This is a genomic window from Methanoculleus sp. SDB (assembly GCA_001412355.1).
GTDB lineage: Archaea > Halobacteriota > Methanomicrobia > Methanomicrobiales > Methanomicrobiaceae > LKUD01.
In genome coordinates this window covers 1-17,340 of record LKUD01000094.1, presented here as the reverse complement: position 1 = coordinate 17,340, position 17,340 = coordinate 1, and the positions used below count along the sequence as shown (strand labels likewise).

Below are 17,340 nucleotides of genomic sequence, written 5' to 3'. Positions count from 1 at the left end.
ACCTTATTCGGCCTGATATCGATGGATACGTCAATCAGGGCCTGTTTGTCCCCATAATAGAGATTCAGGCCGCGAGTGTCGATAATTGCGCCGTTTTCCCGCATGTTTTTCACCATTGTACTGTTTTCTGGTAGTGCATTCGTATGACTATCGCAACAAGATATACTCCGATTACAAGGAGCAGGAGGACCAGTGCCGTCCCATACTGGTTTTGCCCGGCACCGGGGACGTTCGTCGAGAGGATGAACAGGTGGTAGGGAAGGGCCATGACCGGATCCGACAGGGATTCCGGTAAAAAGCGCCGTGAGAAGACGACAGCCGTAAAGAGAATCGGTGCGGTCTCTCCCGCCGCTCTCCCGATAGAAAGGATGGTGCCGGTCAGGATGCCCGGTACGGCGGGAGGAAGAACCACACGCCGTATCGTCTGCCATTTTGTCGCTCCGAGCGCGAAGCTCCCTTCGCGGAGTGACGGGGGAACACTTCTGAGAGCCTCCTCCGTGGTGCGGATAATCGTCGGAAGCACCATCAGCCCCAGCGTGATCACGCCGGCAAGAAGGGATACGCCGAAGCCCAGAAAGAGCACCAGGAAGGCAAACCCGAACAGGCCGAATACGATGGAGGGCGTACCGTTCAGGAGATCGACACCGGAGCGGATGATCTTTGTGAGATGTCCTTCCTTCGTGTACTCGGTCAGGTACAGTGCGGCACCCATGCCGATGGGGAGGGCGAACAGGATCGCACCCGTCACGAGATACAGCGTCCCGACGATCGCGGGGAAGATACCCCCTTCGCGTCCCAGGTTCCGGGGCGGCTGCGTGAGAAACTCCCAGGAGAGCGCCGGAATGCCGTGTGCAACGATATCGAAGAGAATGATGCCGAGGATGCTGAGCACGGTGATAATCGAAAGGCCGATCAGTCCGAATGCAATCCGCTGGGAATGCTGCGGCGATATCCGCTCTTTCACGACATACGCTGCCCCCGCTACGCCGATGAGTGCCAGCGCCGCAAGAGGCCCGGCGGACGGCACAAGGAGAACGGCCAGAAGCGCCACCGCAAAAAGACCCGCCGGACGCCTGAGCCGGTCGGCAGTGTCGGGAGAGAGGATGCGGCGGCGCGGCCGCACCGATGCCGCATTCTCCTCCCGCAGCCGCTCCATGATGAGCATCGCACCGACATTGACGATGAGGGTGATGACGAGCAGCACCACCGCAACCCCGAACAGCGCATGATAATGCGGACTCCCCACGGCAACCTCGCCCATCTCGATGCCGAGCGTCCCGGTGAGCGTCCTCACCGGCGAGAGTATGTTTGTGATCGGGTCGGGAATAAGAGCCGCATTGCCGGTGACCATCATCACCGCCATCGTCTCCCCGATAGCCCGGCCCATGCCGAGGATGAGGGCGGCGGTGATGCCGGACAGGGCGGACGGCGCAATCACACGGTGTATTGTCTGCCAGTGGGTCGCCCCGACCGCCAGCGAGCCTTCCCTGAATTCGCGGGGCACCGCACGGATCGCATCCTCCGAAACGCTGATGATGGTCGGAAGCGCCATCACGCCGAGGAGGAGGGATCCGGCAAGCCAGCACTCGCCGCTCGGAACATCAAACCCGATCCTGATCCAGTTTGTCAGCACGATCAGGCCGAAAAAACCAAAGACCACGGAGGGAATCCCCGCGAGAAGTTCGATTGCGGGTTTGACCACTGCTTTGACCCGGGGCGGTGCCAGTTCGGAGATATAGAGAGCGCTTCCGATGCCCAGCGGCGTGGCGAAGAGCATGGCGCCTGCGGTCACCAGCACCGTGCCGGCGATGAGAGAGAACGTCCCGTAGAGGGAAGGCGATCCGGTCGGTTTCCAGACGTCCCCGAGGAGGAATGCTCCGGGGCCTGCCGATTCGAAAATCGGCCAGGCATCTCTCGCGAGGAAATACAGGATGAAGAAGACGGTAACGACCGCACATATGGCGGTGAGAAACCACAATCCCCTGATAAGGGCCTCCCTGAGACCCGCACCTTTCCCCGAACGGGGTAAAAGCACGTTCAATGGCTCTTTTTTTTGACAATCAGGCATTTGATCGAACATACTGGGGTACGGTGAAAATGGCCTGCAGGGGTGTGACCCCCTGCAGCCCGTGTGGCGCACCACGGAGTGGTACATCCGGATTCTGCAGGTTATTCATGCGAGGGGCACGAAGCCCTCATCGGCAACAATCCGACGGCCTTCCTCACTCCGGATAAAGGTGATAAAGGATGCGGCAATCCCGGTTGCCTCGCCGTCGGTGAACATCATCAGGTCACGGGAGATCGGATAGGTTCCGGCGATGACGTTTCCCACCGTCGGATCGACGAGCGTGCCGTCGACATCGATCGAAACGCCCTTCACCGTCCCGTCAACATAGCCGAGACCGACGTAGCCGATCGCTCCGGGTGTGCCGGTAATGGTCTGCTGGACCGCACCGTTGGAGTTCTTCTCGAGCATGGTCGCGACACACTCCTGCTTGTCCATCACGAGCTCCTCGAAGGATCCCCGGGTGCCCGACGCACTGTCACGGCCCACCACGACGATCTCGGCGTCACTGCCGCCGACCTCGTTCCAGTTCGTAATCTCGCCGGTGTAGATCCGGCGCACCTGTTCGACCGTCAGGCTCTCCACGGTGTTTCCGGGATTGACGATCATGGCGATGCCGTCCCGGGCAACCACATGCTGCACCAGACCGGGGTACTTTTCCTTCTCGGCGTCCTTGAGGTCGCGGGACGACATGCCGATATCGGCAGTGCCCTCACCCACCGCCTGCACGCCGACGCTGGAACCGCCGCCACTCACCTGGATGTCGGCAGCGGGATTTGCGTCCATGAATGCTTCCGCCGCCTTTTCGGCGATGGGGAGCACGGTCGTGGATCCGGTCACACTGAGCCGTGCGGCTGCGGTCGGCACGGGGGTGGCGTCTCCGGCATCGCCGCCGACGCACCCCCCCAGGAATGTTGCACAGAGAATACAGAGGGCCACCCCGGCGGTGAGCCCGATCGTGTGGAATCGTTTCATGGCTGAGAGATCACCACAGATCACTTTTCATGCACCGGATATAATCTTCACCGACTGATTATATATAACGACTTTATTTTATATAGTTGAATATACTTACATATGTTCTATATAGTTGTACAGCCAAATACTGGTGATGGATATCAGGAAAGTGCAGATCAGCGGCGGATCGTCCTATATCGTTTCCCTCCCGAAGGAATGGGTAATCACGTCAAAAATCAAAAAGAACGATCCCGTGGGCGTTTTCACCCAGGCCGACGGAACGCTGCTCATCACGCCGAATATCAGCAGCGAACCGGTCTCCCGTATGAAGGACTTCGAGATCAGCTCCTCGACCGATGAGACGTTTCTGCTCAGAAACCTCATCAGCGCCTATATCGCCGGCTACACGACGATACGCATCCGGGCCCGCGCCCGGCTCCCCCCGTTTGCCGTGCTGCTGGTCCGGGATTTTACCAACATGGCCATCGGCCAGGAGGTCGTGGAGGAGACGGAAACGGCGATTGTGATAAAAGACCTCCTCAATCCGGCAGAGATGCCGTTTGAAAGCACTATCCGCCGCATGTCGGTCATCGTCCGGGGGATGCAGGAAGATGCGGCGGGCGCACTGGAGACGCACGACACCGGGCTTGCCGACAGCGTGATCTCGCGCGATACCGAAGTCGACCGCCTCCACTGGCTGATTGCACGGCAGAACAACCTGCTCGTGACGGATCCCAATCTGGCACGGCGTATGGGAATCACAATCCGGCAGGCCCAGCATTATTTTATGGTCAGCCGGATTATCGAGCGTATCGGGGACCATGCCACCCGTATTGCCCGAAACACCGAACTTCTTACCGGAAATTCGATTGATCCCTCGTTTGTCCGTGAGATCAGCACCACAAACAGCGCTTCGCTGGATCTCTTCCGGCGCAGTATGAACGTCTTCTTTGAGGGGGACATACCCGCCGCAAACGATACCATCACCCTGCTCGGGGCCTTTGAATCCGTATGCAATGCGATCAGCACGAGCGCTCTTTCCTGCGAGCCGGAAGTCGCCATTCCCATCGTCCACATTGCCGACAGCATCCGGCGCGTCGGGGAATATTCCGCCGATATCTGCGAAAACGTGATGAACTTCGTCATCGGGGAATGACGGGGTCTCCGGACTCCTCTTCGCTATTCCGGAGGAGCAGGACCGAACGGTTCGAGATGACGAGGATGTTCTCCGGATCGATGACCAGAGCTGCGTCAAACGCGGCAAGCCCTTCGCGGTACCTCTTCATATCCCGGAGAGTGCAGCCCTTGTTGTTGAGCGTCATGACGTGATCGGGCACCACCCGGAGGATATGATCATAGAGTGACAGTGCCGCCGTGACCTCGCCCTGATCGGCAAGCACGGTTGCCATGTTGCACGCGAAGGAGACGAGCGTCGGGTCATGGCTGACCGCCGCGCCGAACTCCTCCGCCGCTTCCGCGAAGCGCCCGAGCCCGAGCAGCAGGGATCCGCGGTTGACACGGAGGGCCGCCCAGCCGGGGGCGGCGGCGACGGCGCGGTCATACGCTTCCAGCGCTTCGCGGGAGCGGCCGTTCGCGGCGAACAGGTTTCCGAGCAGGGCCAGCACCATGGCGTTCTCCGGATCGTCCTCGAGCGCCGCCCTGCAGGCACGGATTGCGTCGTCATCCCGGTGTAAGAGAACGAGGGTGCGGATCTTGTTTTTTAGGGCGCAATCGGCAAGCAGGGGATCCGCAGGCCCCGCGGCAAGCACCGCATCATATGCCTCGAGCGCTTCGTCATGGCGACCCAGTTCCGACAGGGCGTTCCCTTTTTTGTTCAGGGCGGGCAGGCACCGGGGATTCTTTGCCAGTGCCCGATCATAGGCGGCGATGGCATCGGCATACCGTCGTGCGGCAAAATGGCGGTCTCCCCGGCGGTCCCAGACGGCGGACGCCTCCTGCGGATCAGAAACGCTCATGCTGCTCTCTGTCTGGGAAACCGACAGATAAATGTTGTGAAAAGCGGGAGCGGGGAGGCCTACCCCTGCGGCGCATCCCATGATTTCCGGTCAAGGGCGGTTCCGACCGCCCGGAACGCATCTTCCAGCTCGGAAAAATTGGGGATATGGGCGGTGCGCAGGATTCTGATGCCCACCCGCATGCCCTCCCCCCCGAGAAGGCACCCGACAATCACCTTGTGCGTGTTTTTCGAAAACCGGACAATCTCCTGCGCAAGATGGGCGGCATCGATCGTCACGGACGGAACCGAGATGACAAAACAGACATCCCACCTGTCCTGGTGCCGGATCAGGATGTCGAAGATACGGGCGTACCGGTCGACGCCGGCATCACCGACCATATCCAGCGGATTGCCCCGGCTCCACCCCGGCGGCAGAACGGCGTCGAATTCGGCAATCATCGCATCCGAAAAGGTGATGCACTCGATCCCGTTTTCTTCCGCATAATCGGATGACAGCACGGCAAATCCGCCGGCACTGGTGATGATCACCGCACGCGATCCCCGGGGATACCCCTCCGAGGCGAGCAGTCCCGCGACTTCAAAGGCATCCCTGAGCGAATGTGCGGAAATCACGCCTGCCTGCCGGAACGCCGCCTGGTACACCTCGTACGAACCGGCGAGCGATCCGGTATGGGATGACGCGGCCTTCCGCCCCCGTGCCGATGAACCCGACTTGATGGCGACGATCGGCTTTCTCCCGGAGAGGGCGCGGGCGAAGGAGAGGAACTGCCTGCCGTTCTTGATCTCCTCCACGTAGAGGATGATCGCTTTGGTGTCGGGATCCTCCTCTGCAAACTGCAGAAAGTCCTCGAATTCGAGATCCGCCTGGTTTCCCACGCTGATAACCGCAGAAATGCCGATGTCCTCGGCGAGGCTCCAGTCGACGACCGTCGTGATGACGGCGCCGCTCTGGGATATGAACGCGATGGGGCCGGGACGGGGCGCCGAGGGATCGAAGGTCGCGTTCAGCCCGCGGTGCGGCAGCATGATGCCGAGGCAGTTCGGGCCGATGACCCGGACACCGTACCTGCGGGCGTTGTCCATGATCTGCGCCTCCAGCACCGCACCCTCACCGCCGGTCTCCCTGAATCCGGCGGTGATGATGACCGCAAGGCGCACGCCCGCCCGGCCGGCCTCCTCGATCACCCCGGGAACCAGCGCGGCCGGCACGGCGATCACGACCATATCCACCTTTTCGGGCAGATCGGCAAGCGACGGATAGACCGTTCTCCCGAGCAGCGTTGCTGCGTGCGGGTTGACCGGGTAGACGGTGCCGTCAAAGGAAAGAAGGTTTCGAAACACGGCGTACCCGATCTTGTTCGGGTTGGTGGACGCCCCGACAAGGGCGATCGACGAGGGGTAAAAGACCGACGTATCGGTTTCCCGTTTTGTTCCGGCCCCGCATGCCGCGTCGCCGCACGGCCCGGTGATGAACCGTGCATCGACCGCACATCCCCCCGATTCGTACAGCACGAGGGGATTGATGTCGAATTCGACCAGATCGTCACGTTCGAGGAACATCTCCGCAATCCGGGAGAGCATATCGAGCAGGGCCGCCTCATCGCGGGGCGCTTCACCGCGGAATCCGGCGATCAGCGGATAGCCGCGGATGCTCTGCACCATGTCCGCATAGTCGCCGTCTTCGAGCGGAAGAACCCGGATGGCCACGTCGCGGACAAGCTCCACGAGCGTTCCGCCGAGCCCGAACGTCAGCACCTTGCCGAATGCCGGATCGATCTTCCCCCCGACAATCAGTTCCAGTCCCGGAGGCATGTGCCGCTCGACGATAACGCCCTGCACGAGAGCATCCGGCGCTGCGGCCGCTATCCGGTCCATCATGCCGGCATATGCCTCCCTGAGGGTTTTTTCGTCGCCGATACCGGTCACGACACCGCCGGCATCGCTCTTATGCACGATATCGGGGGAGACGACCTTGATGACCACCGGATACCCGACCGCCGCTGCGGCTGACACCGCATCCGCTTCGCCGGTGACAACCCGGTGCGGGGGTACCGGAATGCCATACCGCCCGAGCAGGGCATATCCTTCCGGTTCTGTCAGCATTCTTTGTTCCTGCACGAAAACACCGCCGATAAACTCCCCGTCTGAAACAACACAACGACACCCGACCATATAACAGTTACACCGGGGGGCACGCATCCCGCACGATGACGGGCGTGCGGTTCCCCGTCGTCTCCGCCCGGCGGATCATCTCCGCCAGCAGGGCGAGGGAGACCGGGCGGTAGCCGACGACTTCGGCACTGACGTTGATGCGCCGGGTGTGCGGGTCGAAGAACGGGTGCGTTTTCAGCCGGTTGTTGTGGGTATGCCCGTGCACCGTCCACCCGGCAAACGTATCGGGCGCTTTTTTCGGATCATGGACCAGCAGGAAATCGACGCCCCCGTACGTCAGGCGGAGAGAATCGACGGCATCCCCGATGCCGGCGTCATGATTCCCGCGAATAAAGGTCACCCGCCCGGAAAGCAGTTTTTTCTGGTCCCGCACCGGTGCACCCCGGCGGTTGTAGCTCAGGTCGCCCACGAAAAACACCCGGTCCGCGGGCTTCACGGTCGCCGTCCAGTTGTTCGCCAGAACGGCGTCCATTTCGTCGGTATCGGAAAAACAGAACGGCCGGGCGCAGTAGTGGATGATGTTTGCGTGGCCGAGGTGGAGATCGCTGATCACGAATACCTGATGGCCGGAGGCATGGGCGGGTGCCGTGAGTTCGAGGCCCCGCTCGCGGCGGTACGTCTGCAGGGTTGCCTGCCACCGCAGGCGGTCGTCCGCTTCGGCGGGCGAGAGCCAGGAGGCCGTCGGCAGGTCGAAGGTCCGGATCACCGCACCGTCCCGCAGGAGGGCAACCCGGCAGATGTCGACCGGCAGGAGCACGGGGCGGATATGCCGGGGCCGGGCAATCCTGCGGGGGAGCAGCGCAGAGAGCAGGCGCTCGAACAGGCCCGGACGCTCCCCGAGCCCCGCCCAGATCTCCCGCATGAGCCCCGTGTCCGGAACGCGTGCGACAGGGACGGCGACGGGCCCGGCCGGAGCGCCGGACGCAACCGTATCGAGCGCCGCCCGCAGATCCCGCAGAAACCGTTCCGACTCCCCGGCGAACGACACCCCGATCCCGAGCGTCGTGCCGCCCGGCGACCGGTCCCGGACCCACCCCTCCAGCACGACGGAGAGCCACCGGTGCGTCCCGCAGGCGCCGGCAACCGCGGAGCAGAGATCCTCCTCCGTGCTGCCCGGTGCGAGGAGCAGCCCGGCAACGACCGGAATGGCGCCATCCTCCGGGGCGGGTGCGACGCCATAGACCGCAGCCACCTGCCCGATCGTATCCCGCAGCCGCCACGCCGCATAGCCGGGCTCCAGCCGGATGGCATACTCGTCGCTCACGTAGCAGTGCATTGGCGGTGATGCCCTTTAGCCTCATCGAAAGGGCGGGCGGAAGGCGTACGCGATCTCCTCCCATGCACGGTCCAGAAGGCCCCGGTAATAGGACAGGTCGAAGGAACCCGCATCCCATGCGGGGTCCGCCACCAGCCGCGACGCATCGCGCACCACGTAGGCGATCTCCATTCCCGGGACAGGCGGCACGCCGTGATCCCGGAATGCCCGGACAGCAGCCGCCTCGAGACATGCCCGGCGGTAGTCGGTGCGGCTGATGCGCCGGCGTATCGCGAGATCGGCGGGATCGGCACCGGAAAGCCCGTCGCGGTACCGGCGGTACACGGCACGCACCCGCTCCTCGCAGAGGGAGAGCTCCGCGGGCGTCTCCGCCTCCCCCGTCACCGCAAGGAGGTCGCGCTGCATGGCGACGATATACGGGGGTGCGTCGCGCCTGCGGGCGGCGATCCCCCGGACTTTGACGGTGCCGTCGGAAAGCCTCCCGAAGTAGCGGTTGTAGGCGCCGCTGCCGTCCGCCTGCGGGAGAAACACGAGCCAGGTGTAGTCCTCGCGCTCGAGCGGCAGTCCCGATTCGCGCTCGATGCGCTCCTGAAGGGCCCGGACGCCCTCCCCCTGCACCCAGAGGCAGTCGACGATGCCGTGGAGCACCGAAAACCCCATATCCTCCGCGGCCTCTTTCGCGGAAAGCAGGATGTCACGCGATATCCCGGTGATGCGCTCGTGCATCTCGATGCTCCCGAACTTTGCGTTTTTATACCCGGTATACCCGAAGCAGGTCACCAGCATCCATTTCAGCACGCTGTCGATCCCGGCATACGCGGGGTCGCCTTTCTTCAGGCGCTTCGTCGAAATCCGGAGATCGAGCAGCGGCCCAAGCGCTTCCGCAAGAAAACCGCGCCGTTCCGGATCCCGGATGGTCTCGGGGGAGAGGTTGTACCGCACGATGACAGACGGGTAGAGCGAGGTGAAATCAAGCTGCGACGTCCTGCCGTACACCCCGGGTTCGGGCTGAAACATCATCCCGCCGCGATCCGCCGCCCGGAGCGAACCGCACCGGCGGACCCGCTCGGGATCGCTCTTCCGGAACGGGACCGCGATGCCGCGCCGCACCGCTTCGTAGATCTCGTAGGAGGAAACAAGCGTTCCGGGCGTGAACCGCGAGGTAAGGTTCGGCGAGAGGCCGGTGAGGCGTGCCGCCGTGCAGACGCCGGCAAGTCCGCCTTCCCGGTAGACGAAACTCTCCTCCGTGTCGATGAGGATGCGCCCCTCGGGGATGAGCGCCGCCTCGCGGAACTCCCGGCGCCCGTAGCTCCAGTAGGACCGTGAACCGAGGCGCCGGTACCTTTCGCTCCGGGAAAAGGGCATCTCAAGGCCGTACCCGGACGCCTTCTTCGCGATTACCTGCATCCACGCATCCGCGTGGGGAACGAGGATCACGTCCGGGTCCGTCGCCTCCACGAGGGAGAAGAGGTCCGCGAGAACCGTCCGTTCGCTTCCGGACAGGGTTCTGCCGTCCACGCTCGCGGCGGTGACGGCCGGATCGCGGTACGGCATCCCCGGCAGGCGGATCTCCGTCACCGCACAGGGACTGTCGATATCGGGGGAGAACCGGGATTCGCCCTCCCGGGCACAGGGAAAGAGACCCCGCCGTGCGAAGTACCGCTGCTCCGTCCGCACGTCGACGTTGTAGAGCGAGACCTGCCCCCGCGTCTGCCGCTCGATCGCCTCGGCGACCTTTCTGTCCGCCGCGACACGGTACCCGTCCACCGGGCCGTAAAGGGTCTCGAACGTGCACTCCGCGGCACCGTACCGGTCGCCGAGCTCCGCGAGCATCTCCCAGTGCAAATCCGGATCGGGGAGGGAGAGGCAGAAGGACGGCGGGCATTCCTCGCGCCTGTGCCGGACACGGCCCCCCTCCCGGCTCCAGAGGTCCACGCAGTCACCACCGGTGACGTCGAATATCCATGATTCCGCCATCGTGCACCTCAGAATCCTTCCAGCGTCGTCTGGGTGCCGGCCCCCTGCGGCCCGGCATGCCGGTGCCGCATCGCCGGGGGTGTCCCGGGATCGGGGGGGCGGACATACACCACCCGGGCGGCCCGTGCCGACATCGTCCGGAGCACGGGATCGAGGGTGCGGGCGAGCACGATCACCGTCGCAGCCTGTGCGAGATCGATGCACGCATGCGCGACCTGCCCGGCGAGATCGGGGGCGTCGTCATACAGGGTGGCGTCGTGCTCGATGATGACGAGGTGTTCGTCCGCCTCCCCGAGAATGGTCAGGAGCTGGTGCACGGTGAACGCCCGCCGGATCCCGAAGTCGGGGCACTGCCGGTCGATGCGGCTGAGAAACCGCGAGTAGTTCCCGCAGACATACAGCACCCAGAGCCGTTCGCGCCGCCGCAGCTGCCGCTCAACCGCGTCGAGCAGCATCGCATCCGGCGCGATGAGCAGGGAGAAGGTTCCCCCGGGAACGAAGAACGACGGGGCCAGCTCGAACATACCCACCGGGTGGGCGGAGGCAGTGCAAAAAGGCGGTGAAGGCGGGGGGTGAAAATGACCGCCATACCCACGGGCGATGAGGAAGAGAGGTCAATCACTTTTACTGTACAAAAAAAGCTATTAAGCACATTTATGATACGAGAGCGACAAACACCCTACGTACAGGTAGTAGAATGACATTCCTGCTGAGTATCGATGACACCGACAATCTGCAGTCACGCGGAACCGGAAGGCTGGCGCGTTCGATTGCATCAGCGCTTGCGGACCATTACCCGATCAGCGGGGTGACGCGCCACCAGCTCTATGTCCACCCGGACATCCCCTTCACGTCGCACAACAGTTGTGCGGTCATCCATATCGAAACATCCGCCGCCGGTGCGGAGGCGGATATTTTCAGTTTCGCACGGTCGATGATGATGGATGATTTTATCGAGGGAAGCGATCCCGGGATTGCCGTCGCGCCGCTGGACAAACTCGGCCCTGCGGTTGTTGCGTTCGGCAGGGATGCGAAGCAGACCATACTGACCCGGCAGCACGCCAGAGATCTGGCAAAAAACTGTGATATCCGTCTTGAAGGGCTCGGGGGAACGGAAGACGGGGTCATCGGCGCCATGGCGGGCCTCGGCCTCGCACGGGCGGGAAACGACGGCAGGTTCCTGATGGCAGGGACCATCCGCGCCTGCAGAGGCACCTGCACCGCTGAAGAACTCTTCGCCGCCGGCATCGATGAAATCTGGACACTCGACGGAAAATCTGTCAAAGAGGGATTCATCTCTTCCCCGGAAGGCAAATCTGTCAAGCCCTGCCCTGTGAATGGCAGGATCGTCCTTTTCGTCAGGGAGACGGGGAGCACCTATCAGGCCGTGAAGCGGGACTGACACGGATTGTTGGGAAGCGAATCCCGGTCATTCTTTTTGGCATCCCGTTGAACGCACGGAAAAACAGCATCTTAATCACCGACAGGATGCTACAGTTCTGTCATGCCGGACGGCGCGGGCAAGAAAACAATCCTCCTTGTCGCATCTCTCGCCTCATTTCTCACGCCGTTCATGGGATCGTCCATCAACATCGCACTGCCGGCAATCGGTGCCGAACTGGGTGCGGACGCGGTGCTGCTCACCTGGGTGCCGACGGCATACCTTCTGGCCACCGCAATCTGCATCGTCCCCTTCGGCCGTCTCGCCGATATGTACGGCCGGACCCTGATTTTTTCTGCCGGCATCGTGGTCTACACCGTCGGATCCTTTTTTTCCGGAATTGCGATGAGCGTGGAGGTGCTGGTTGCCGCACGCATCGTGCAGGGCGTCGGCGCCGCGATGATTTACGGCACGGGTGTGGCGCTGATTACCTCCGCCTTTCCGAAGGAGGAGCGGGGATGGGCGATCGGGTATAACGTCGCCGCGGTCTATCTGGGACTCTCGCTCGGGCCGATCCTCGGGGGAGTGCTCACGCAGCAGTTCGGGTGGCGGAGCGTGTTCTATTTCAACGTGCCGCTCGGGCTCGTCATCATCGCGGTCGCCCTCACCCGGCTCGGTTCGGACCGGAAGAGCGGCGACGGCGAGCGTTTTGACGTCATCGGTTCGATCATCGTCGCCTGCATGCTCTTCTGCCTGATGTACGGCTTCTCCACCCTCCCGTCGGGCACCGGCATCGGGCTCGTCCTGCTCGGAATCCTCTTCGCCGCAGGGTTTGTCGCATGGGAGCGGCGCTTTCCGTATCCGGTGCTCGAGATATCGCTCTTCTCCCACAACCGGACCTTTGCCTACTCCAATGCGGCGGCCCTCATCAATTACAGCGCCACCTTCGCCGTCGGATTCCTCCTCAGCCTGTACCTGCAGTATATCAAGGGCTTTGATCCACAGGCGGCGGGGCTCGTGCTGATTGCCCAGCCGGTCGTCCAGACCCTGCTCTCGCCTGCGGCAGGCAGGTTTTCCGACCGGCTGGAGCCCCGGATCGTCGCATCCGCGGGGATGGCGCTGACCACCGCCGGGCTCGTGCTGCTGGCGTTCCTGACGGAGCAGACGGAGCTTTCCTGGATCATCGGAGCACAGATCGTGCTGGGAGCGGGATTTGCCCTTTTTTCCTCCCCGAACACCAACGCGGTCATGACTTCGGTGCACCCCCGCCAGTACGGCGTCGCGTCGGGAACGGTTGCCAGCATGCGGCTGGTCGGCATGATGTTTTCCATGGGGGTTGTCATGCTCACCTTTTCGGTACTGATCGGCAGGGTGACCATTACGCCGGACTATTACGCCCCCTTTGTGTCCAGCGTCCGCATCGCGTTTGCCATCTTCGCCCTGCTTTGTGCGGGAGGGGTGTACGCATCGGTTCAGCGGGGAAATATCCGGGTGCCCCGGGAATCCGGCGATAATCCGAAGGATTAAGTGCTCCCTCTCCCTCTTTTCATTCAGGTGGAGAATGACGGCCGTCCTTATCGTGTATTATTCGCTCTATGGCCACGTACACAAACTCGCACAGGCCGTTGCCGGGGGCGTACGGAACGGCGGCGCCACTCCCGTGCTCCGGCGTGTCTCCGAAACGCTGCCTCCCGAAGTCATCGAAAAGATGGGGGCGACCGCATTTCAACAGGAGTTTGCCCGTGTGCCGGTGTGCACCCGCCAGGACCTTATCACCGCCGATGCGGTGATCGTCGGGACCCCGACGCGGTTCGGGAACATGTGCGGGCAGATGCGCCAGTTCTTCGATGCGACCGGCGGCCTCTGGCAGGACAATGCTCTCGTGGGAAAGGTGGGAAGCGTGTTCACGAGCTCGGCGACGCAGCACGGCGGGCAGGAATCCACCATTCTCTCCACGCAGGTAACGCTGCTTCACCACGGCATGGTCCTCGCCGGCCTTCCGTATGCCTTTACGGGCCAGTCGCGCTGTGACGAGATCACCGGGTGTTCGCCCTACGGGGCCTCGACCATCGCAGGAGGCGACCGGTGGCCCACCGAGAACGAGCTTGCCGGGGCCCGGTGGCAGGGGCAGTACGTGGCCCTGCTCGCGGGGAAGCTCGCCCCGGGCAGGAAGGAGATGCTCAGTCGGCTGGGGCAGCACTGACACGGCCCGCAGTCGGGTAGCATCGTCTCACAGCAGTTTTGTCTCGGTGGTCGGGCGGGGGACCTTGACGACGAGCACCCGGAAGGCATCACCGCTCTCGTTGATCCAGCGGTGCGGGATCGTCGCGGGGCTCTCGACCAGGTGATCGGGCCCGACGGTCGCCCGCTCGTCGCCGATCTCGATAATCCCCGTGCCTTCCAGCACGTAGAAGAAGACATCGACCGGCGTGATGTGCTTTTTTAAGGCCTCGCCCGGCTGCAATGTGATGAGCACGGCGGTTGCATACTCCGTATCGTACACTTTCCGTGCATCCACATGATGGGGGTTCGGGCCGACGGGCACATCGGCAAGAGCGACAATCTTCATGAATGCCACCTGTCTGTTCTCGTAGTTATGCTTTCGCATCATCCCTTCCGGTAATTCGCGAGGCATTCGCGCATGCGTTTTTCTTCGCGGGCCGCCCGCTGTTCCGGCGTTGCCCGGCCGGATCCTGTGCCGGGCGATGTCGTGCGGGGGTCTCCGGGCTGGCCCCGACACTACCGTCCGCCACATGACGCCAGAACGCGAACCCGTAGCAGGGTGAGTAAAGAATTAACAGGGATTACACCAGAACATACCCAAACCTCCGGAGGAAAACGGCATCATGGAACGGTGGTCATCGGGGGCGGGATTTGTTCTCGCGGTGATCGGCTCGGCGGTGGGTATCGGCAACATCTGGCGGTTCCCGGCGGTGCTGGGCGAGAACGGCGGCGGAGCATATCTCATTCCCTACCTGATCGCGGTCTTCCTTTGCGCACTTCCCCTGATGATCTTCGAGCTCGCCCTCGGCCGCCACTTCCAGGGAACCATCGTCAGCGCCTTCCGGTCCGTGCGTCATCAGTTCCGGGTCTTCGGCTGGATAATCTGCGGGATTGTCTTCCTGATCCTCTCCTACTACCTTGTCATCGCCGGGTGGACGCTCGGCTACTTCTTCTTCTCCCTTTCCGGCGAACGCATCCCCTTTGCCGATTTTTCAGCCGGGTGGCTGCCGGTTCTCCTGTTCGCGGCAACAGCGCTTGCGGCCGGGATGGTGGTATCGGGCGGGGTCCGAAAAGGAATCGAACGCATTTCAACCCTCTTAATCCCCGTCTCAATCGGCACGCTCATCATCCTCGCCCTGTACTGCACCACCCTGCCCGGGTTCTCGCAGGGGATGGACTTCCTCTTCACCCCTGACGTTACGGTCCTCGGCAACCCCCTCCTCTGGGGTGCGGCCTTCGGGCAGGCATTCTTCTCCCTCTCGGTGGGGATGGGGATCCTGCTGACCTACGGGGCCTATGTCGACCAAAAGCAGGGGATCCCGGTTGCATCCCTGGTGATCACGCTCGCCGACCTGGGGGTCGCCCTCCTTTCCGGGATGGTCATCTTTCCGATCGTCTTCTCGTTCGGGCTCGCCCCTGCGGCCGGGGCGGAGCTGGCCTTCACCACCCTCCCGAAGGCCTTCGCGGTGATGCCCGGCGGCCGGGTGATCGCAGCTGCGTTTTTCCTCGTGCTCTTCTTCGCTGCGCTCACGTCCGCGATCTCCATGCTGGAAATGTCGGTGGCGGCGCTGCGGGAATCGTTCCTCTGGTCACGAAAGCGTGCCGCAGCGGTGCTCACCGGCGCCGTGCTGGTGACCGGCCTTCCCCCGGCCCTCTCCTACAGTGCGGCAGGTCTCACGTTCGACGGGATACCCGTGCTCGATTTTCTGGACGAGACCGTGGGGACGCTGGGCCTCCCGGTTGCCGCCATCCTCCTTTCGATCATCTTCACGTGGTTTCTTTCCTCCTCACGGGACCTGCTCGCCCGGGAAATCGGGAACGGGCTTGCACGGATCATCTATCCCCTGTGCACCTACATCATCCCGGCCGTGCTTATTGTGACGACCGGCGCCCGCCTCGCATCAGGCGTCGATTACCCGGGCCTCCGCAACCTTCCCGGGAGCGAGTTCATCGGGCCGCTGCTGCAGATCGAGGGGATCATCGTCATCATCCTCATCCTCCTGGCGGCGAGCATGGTGGCCTGCCGGTTCGGGCGGTGTCCGCTGGCCGGGCGTCTCCGTGCATGGAGGGGGAGAGGAAATTCCTGAACCGGAGATGGAAAGGTGGAGGGGGGTTTTGAAAGTGGTGGAGAATGTCAAACGAAAAAACATATCGGAGAGCAAATCGTTGATATTTCTATGGAATATGGTTTCCAAGAATTTGATTGGATATTCGAGAAAAATGATTACCGATTATTTATCACCGAGTAAATATGATTAGAAGGTTTAAAATTGATGATTTAGACACAGTAATGAAGATATGGCTTGAAACGAATATACAGGCTCACGATTTTACTAACCAGAGTTACTGGCAGGGCAATTATGCAATGGTGAAAGAGATGTTGCCTGCTTCAACACTCTTCGTTTACGAGGAGAGCGATAAAATCCAGGGATTTGTCGGGTTAATGGGAAATCATATTGCCGGAATATTTGTTGATGCACATAGTCAGTCCAACGGCATAGGAAAGGCTTTACTTGATTATGTCAAGGAGATCCGCTCTGAACTGTCATTGCACGTCTATAAAAAGAATGTTCGTGCGGTACAATTTTACCTGCGAGAAGATTTTGTCGTTTCACAAGAACAAATTGATGAACATACTGGCGAAGGAGAGCTTGTTCTGCATTGGACACCGTGAAGCAGCGTGAAATCCGGGACCATACGGATTTTTCATCATCTCGTGAAGGCCTGGAAACTCATTGGACAAAGGCCGGATTTGGAAGGATTGAAAATAGTGCCGTATTGTATGGTTACACTGATGAATGGCGGATCGCCTTCCCGTTCATACTGCCTTCGGTGAGTCCGGACACTTTCATCAGGCTGTACCATGATGGGCATACGGCAAACAATTTTTATTTTTTCGGCCGGGATTTCCCTGAATAATTATCTTTTCCACGATTGTCGAGCACCATTGCTTTGCATACTTCTATAATCGCTTCCACTAAGCGGAAAGACAGGGCAGCTCAGATGCTTCACCACGCAGGCGGGAAAAGGGCATGGGCCCGTTTTAGTGCTGCCGCCTCTCTCCGACGCAAGATTGCCGGGTTGCTCTTCCGGCTGGAGCCCGTGTCTTCAGCAGACTGTGACAGGAAGGAATCAACCATGCCAAAAACGAACAATTTTTGCCTAATCATTCTTGCAGTCGTGGCTCTTTTGAGCCTGACTGCCGGTATCGCTTCAGCAGCGACCTCGACGATGATCACCTATCAGGGGATGCTGAAAGACAGCAGCGGCAACCCGATCACCACCACCGGCGACATCGTGTTTTCGCTCTA

The 17,340-nt window shown here is 61.7% G+C and carries 15 protein-coding genes; 7 read left to right on the top strand and 8 right to left on the bottom strand.

The window, feature by feature from the left end; genetic code table 11:
- Positions 1-109 precede the first annotated feature (109 nt).
- Both APR53_05990 and APR53_05985 read right to left on the bottom strand, forming a co-directional pair.
- Positions 110-2,068 (bottom strand): phosphate ABC transporter permease, encoded by a 1,959-nt coding sequence (locus APR53_05990; protein ID KQC03206.1) that lies wholly within the window; start codon positions 2,066-2,068, stop codon positions 110-112.
- Positions 2,069-2,173: 105 nt separating this feature from the next.
- Entirely contained in the window at positions 2,174-3,040 is an 867-nt protein-coding gene (locus APR53_05985; GenBank protein KQC03204.1) for a phosphate-binding protein, read from the bottom strand.
- Between the two features lie 136 nt (positions 3,041-3,176).
- Here APR53_05985 and APR53_05980 point away from each other — a divergent pair, with 136 nt between their 5' ends.
- Positions 3,177-4,178, top strand: coding sequence for a PhoU family transcriptional regulator (locus APR53_05980; GenBank protein KQC03203.1), 1,002 nt, complete (start codon positions 3,177-3,179; stop codon positions 4,176-4,178).
- On the opposite strand, the gene APR53_05975 is transcribed toward APR53_05980, so the two are convergent.
- The 5 genes from APR53_05975 to APR53_05955 form a co-directional block, all read right to left on the bottom strand.
- Positions 4,165-5,079, bottom strand: a complete 915-nt coding sequence (locus tag APR53_05975) for a hypothetical protein (GenBank protein KQC03202.1) — start codon at positions 5,077-5,079, stop codon at positions 4,165-4,167. The two genes, APR53_05980 and APR53_05975, sit on opposite strands and share 14 nt — an antisense overlap.
- Positions 5,058-7,103, bottom strand: a complete 2,046-nt coding sequence (locus tag APR53_05970) for a CoA-binding protein (protein ID KQC03201.1) — start codon at positions 7,101-7,103, stop codon at positions 5,058-5,060. The genes APR53_05975 and APR53_05970 overlap by 22 nt, the downstream gene beginning before the upstream one ends.
- A gap of 76 nt (positions 7,104-7,179) precedes the next feature.
- Positions 7,180-8,448 (bottom strand): hypothetical protein, encoded by a 1,269-nt coding sequence (locus APR53_05965; GenBank protein ID KQC03200.1) that lies wholly within the window; start codon positions 8,446-8,448, stop codon positions 7,180-7,182.
- A gap of 21 nt (positions 8,449-8,469) precedes the next feature.
- Entirely contained in the window at positions 8,470-10,425 is a 1,956-nt protein-coding gene (locus tag APR53_05960) for a DNA polymerase I (protein KQC03199.1), read from the bottom strand.
- An 8-nt stretch (positions 10,426-10,433) separates the two neighbouring features.
- On the bottom strand, positions 10,434-10,949 hold the full coding sequence (locus APR53_05955; GenBank protein ID KQC03198.1) for a hypothetical protein: 516 nt from the start codon (positions 10,947-10,949) through the stop codon (positions 10,434-10,436).
- A gap of 173 nt (positions 10,950-11,122) precedes the next feature.
- Between APR53_05955 and APR53_05950 the strand changes: the two genes are divergently transcribed.
- The 3 genes from APR53_05950 (at position 11,123) to APR53_05940 (ending at position 14,009) form a co-directional block, all read left to right on the top strand.
- The gene (locus APR53_05950; GenBank protein ID KQC03197.1) at positions 11,123-11,827 is read left to right on the top strand and encodes an ABC transporter substrate-binding protein; all 705 of its coding nucleotides are present in this window, start codon (positions 11,123-11,125) and stop codon (positions 11,825-11,827) included.
- Between the two features lie 102 nt (positions 11,828-11,929).
- Positions 11,930-13,333 carry an MFS transporter gene (locus tag APR53_05945; GenBank protein KQC03196.1) on the top strand — a complete coding sequence of 468 codons (1,404 nt, stop codon included), beginning with the start codon at positions 11,930-11,932 and terminating at the stop codon, positions 13,331-13,333.
- A 34-nt stretch (positions 13,334-13,367) separates the two neighbouring features.
- Positions 13,368-14,009: an NAD(P)H-quinone oxidoreductase gene (locus tag APR53_05940; protein ID KQC03195.1), complete on the top strand. Its 642-nt coding sequence runs from the start codon at positions 13,368-13,370 to the stop codon at positions 14,007-14,009.
- 27 nt (positions 14,010-14,036) lie between these two features.
- On the opposite strand, the gene APR53_05935 is transcribed toward APR53_05940, so the two are convergent.
- Entirely contained in the window at positions 14,037-14,375 is a 339-nt protein-coding gene (locus APR53_05935; protein ID KQC03205.1) for a cupin, read from the bottom strand.
- Between the two features lie 277 nt (positions 14,376-14,652).
- Between APR53_05935 and APR53_05930 the strand changes: the two genes are divergently transcribed.
- The 3 genes from APR53_05930 (at position 14,653) to APR53_05920 (ending at position 16,948) form a co-directional block, all read left to right on the top strand.
- Entirely contained in the window at positions 14,653-16,116 is a 1,464-nt protein-coding gene (locus APR53_05930; GenBank protein ID KQC03194.1) for a sodium:calcium symporter, read from the top strand.
- 164 nt (positions 16,117-16,280) lie between these two features.
- Complete coding sequence (locus APR53_05925) at positions 16,281-16,703, top strand: acetyltransferase (protein ID KQC03193.1); 423 nt, start codon at positions 16,281-16,283, stop codon at positions 16,701-16,703.
- Positions 16,700-16,948: a hypothetical protein gene (locus APR53_05920; GenBank protein ID KQC03192.1), complete on the top strand. Its 249-nt coding sequence runs from the start codon at positions 16,700-16,702 to the stop codon at positions 16,946-16,948. The genes APR53_05925 and APR53_05920 overlap by 4 nt, the downstream gene beginning before the upstream one ends.
- The last annotated feature ends 392 nt before the right edge of the window (positions 16,949-17,340 follow it).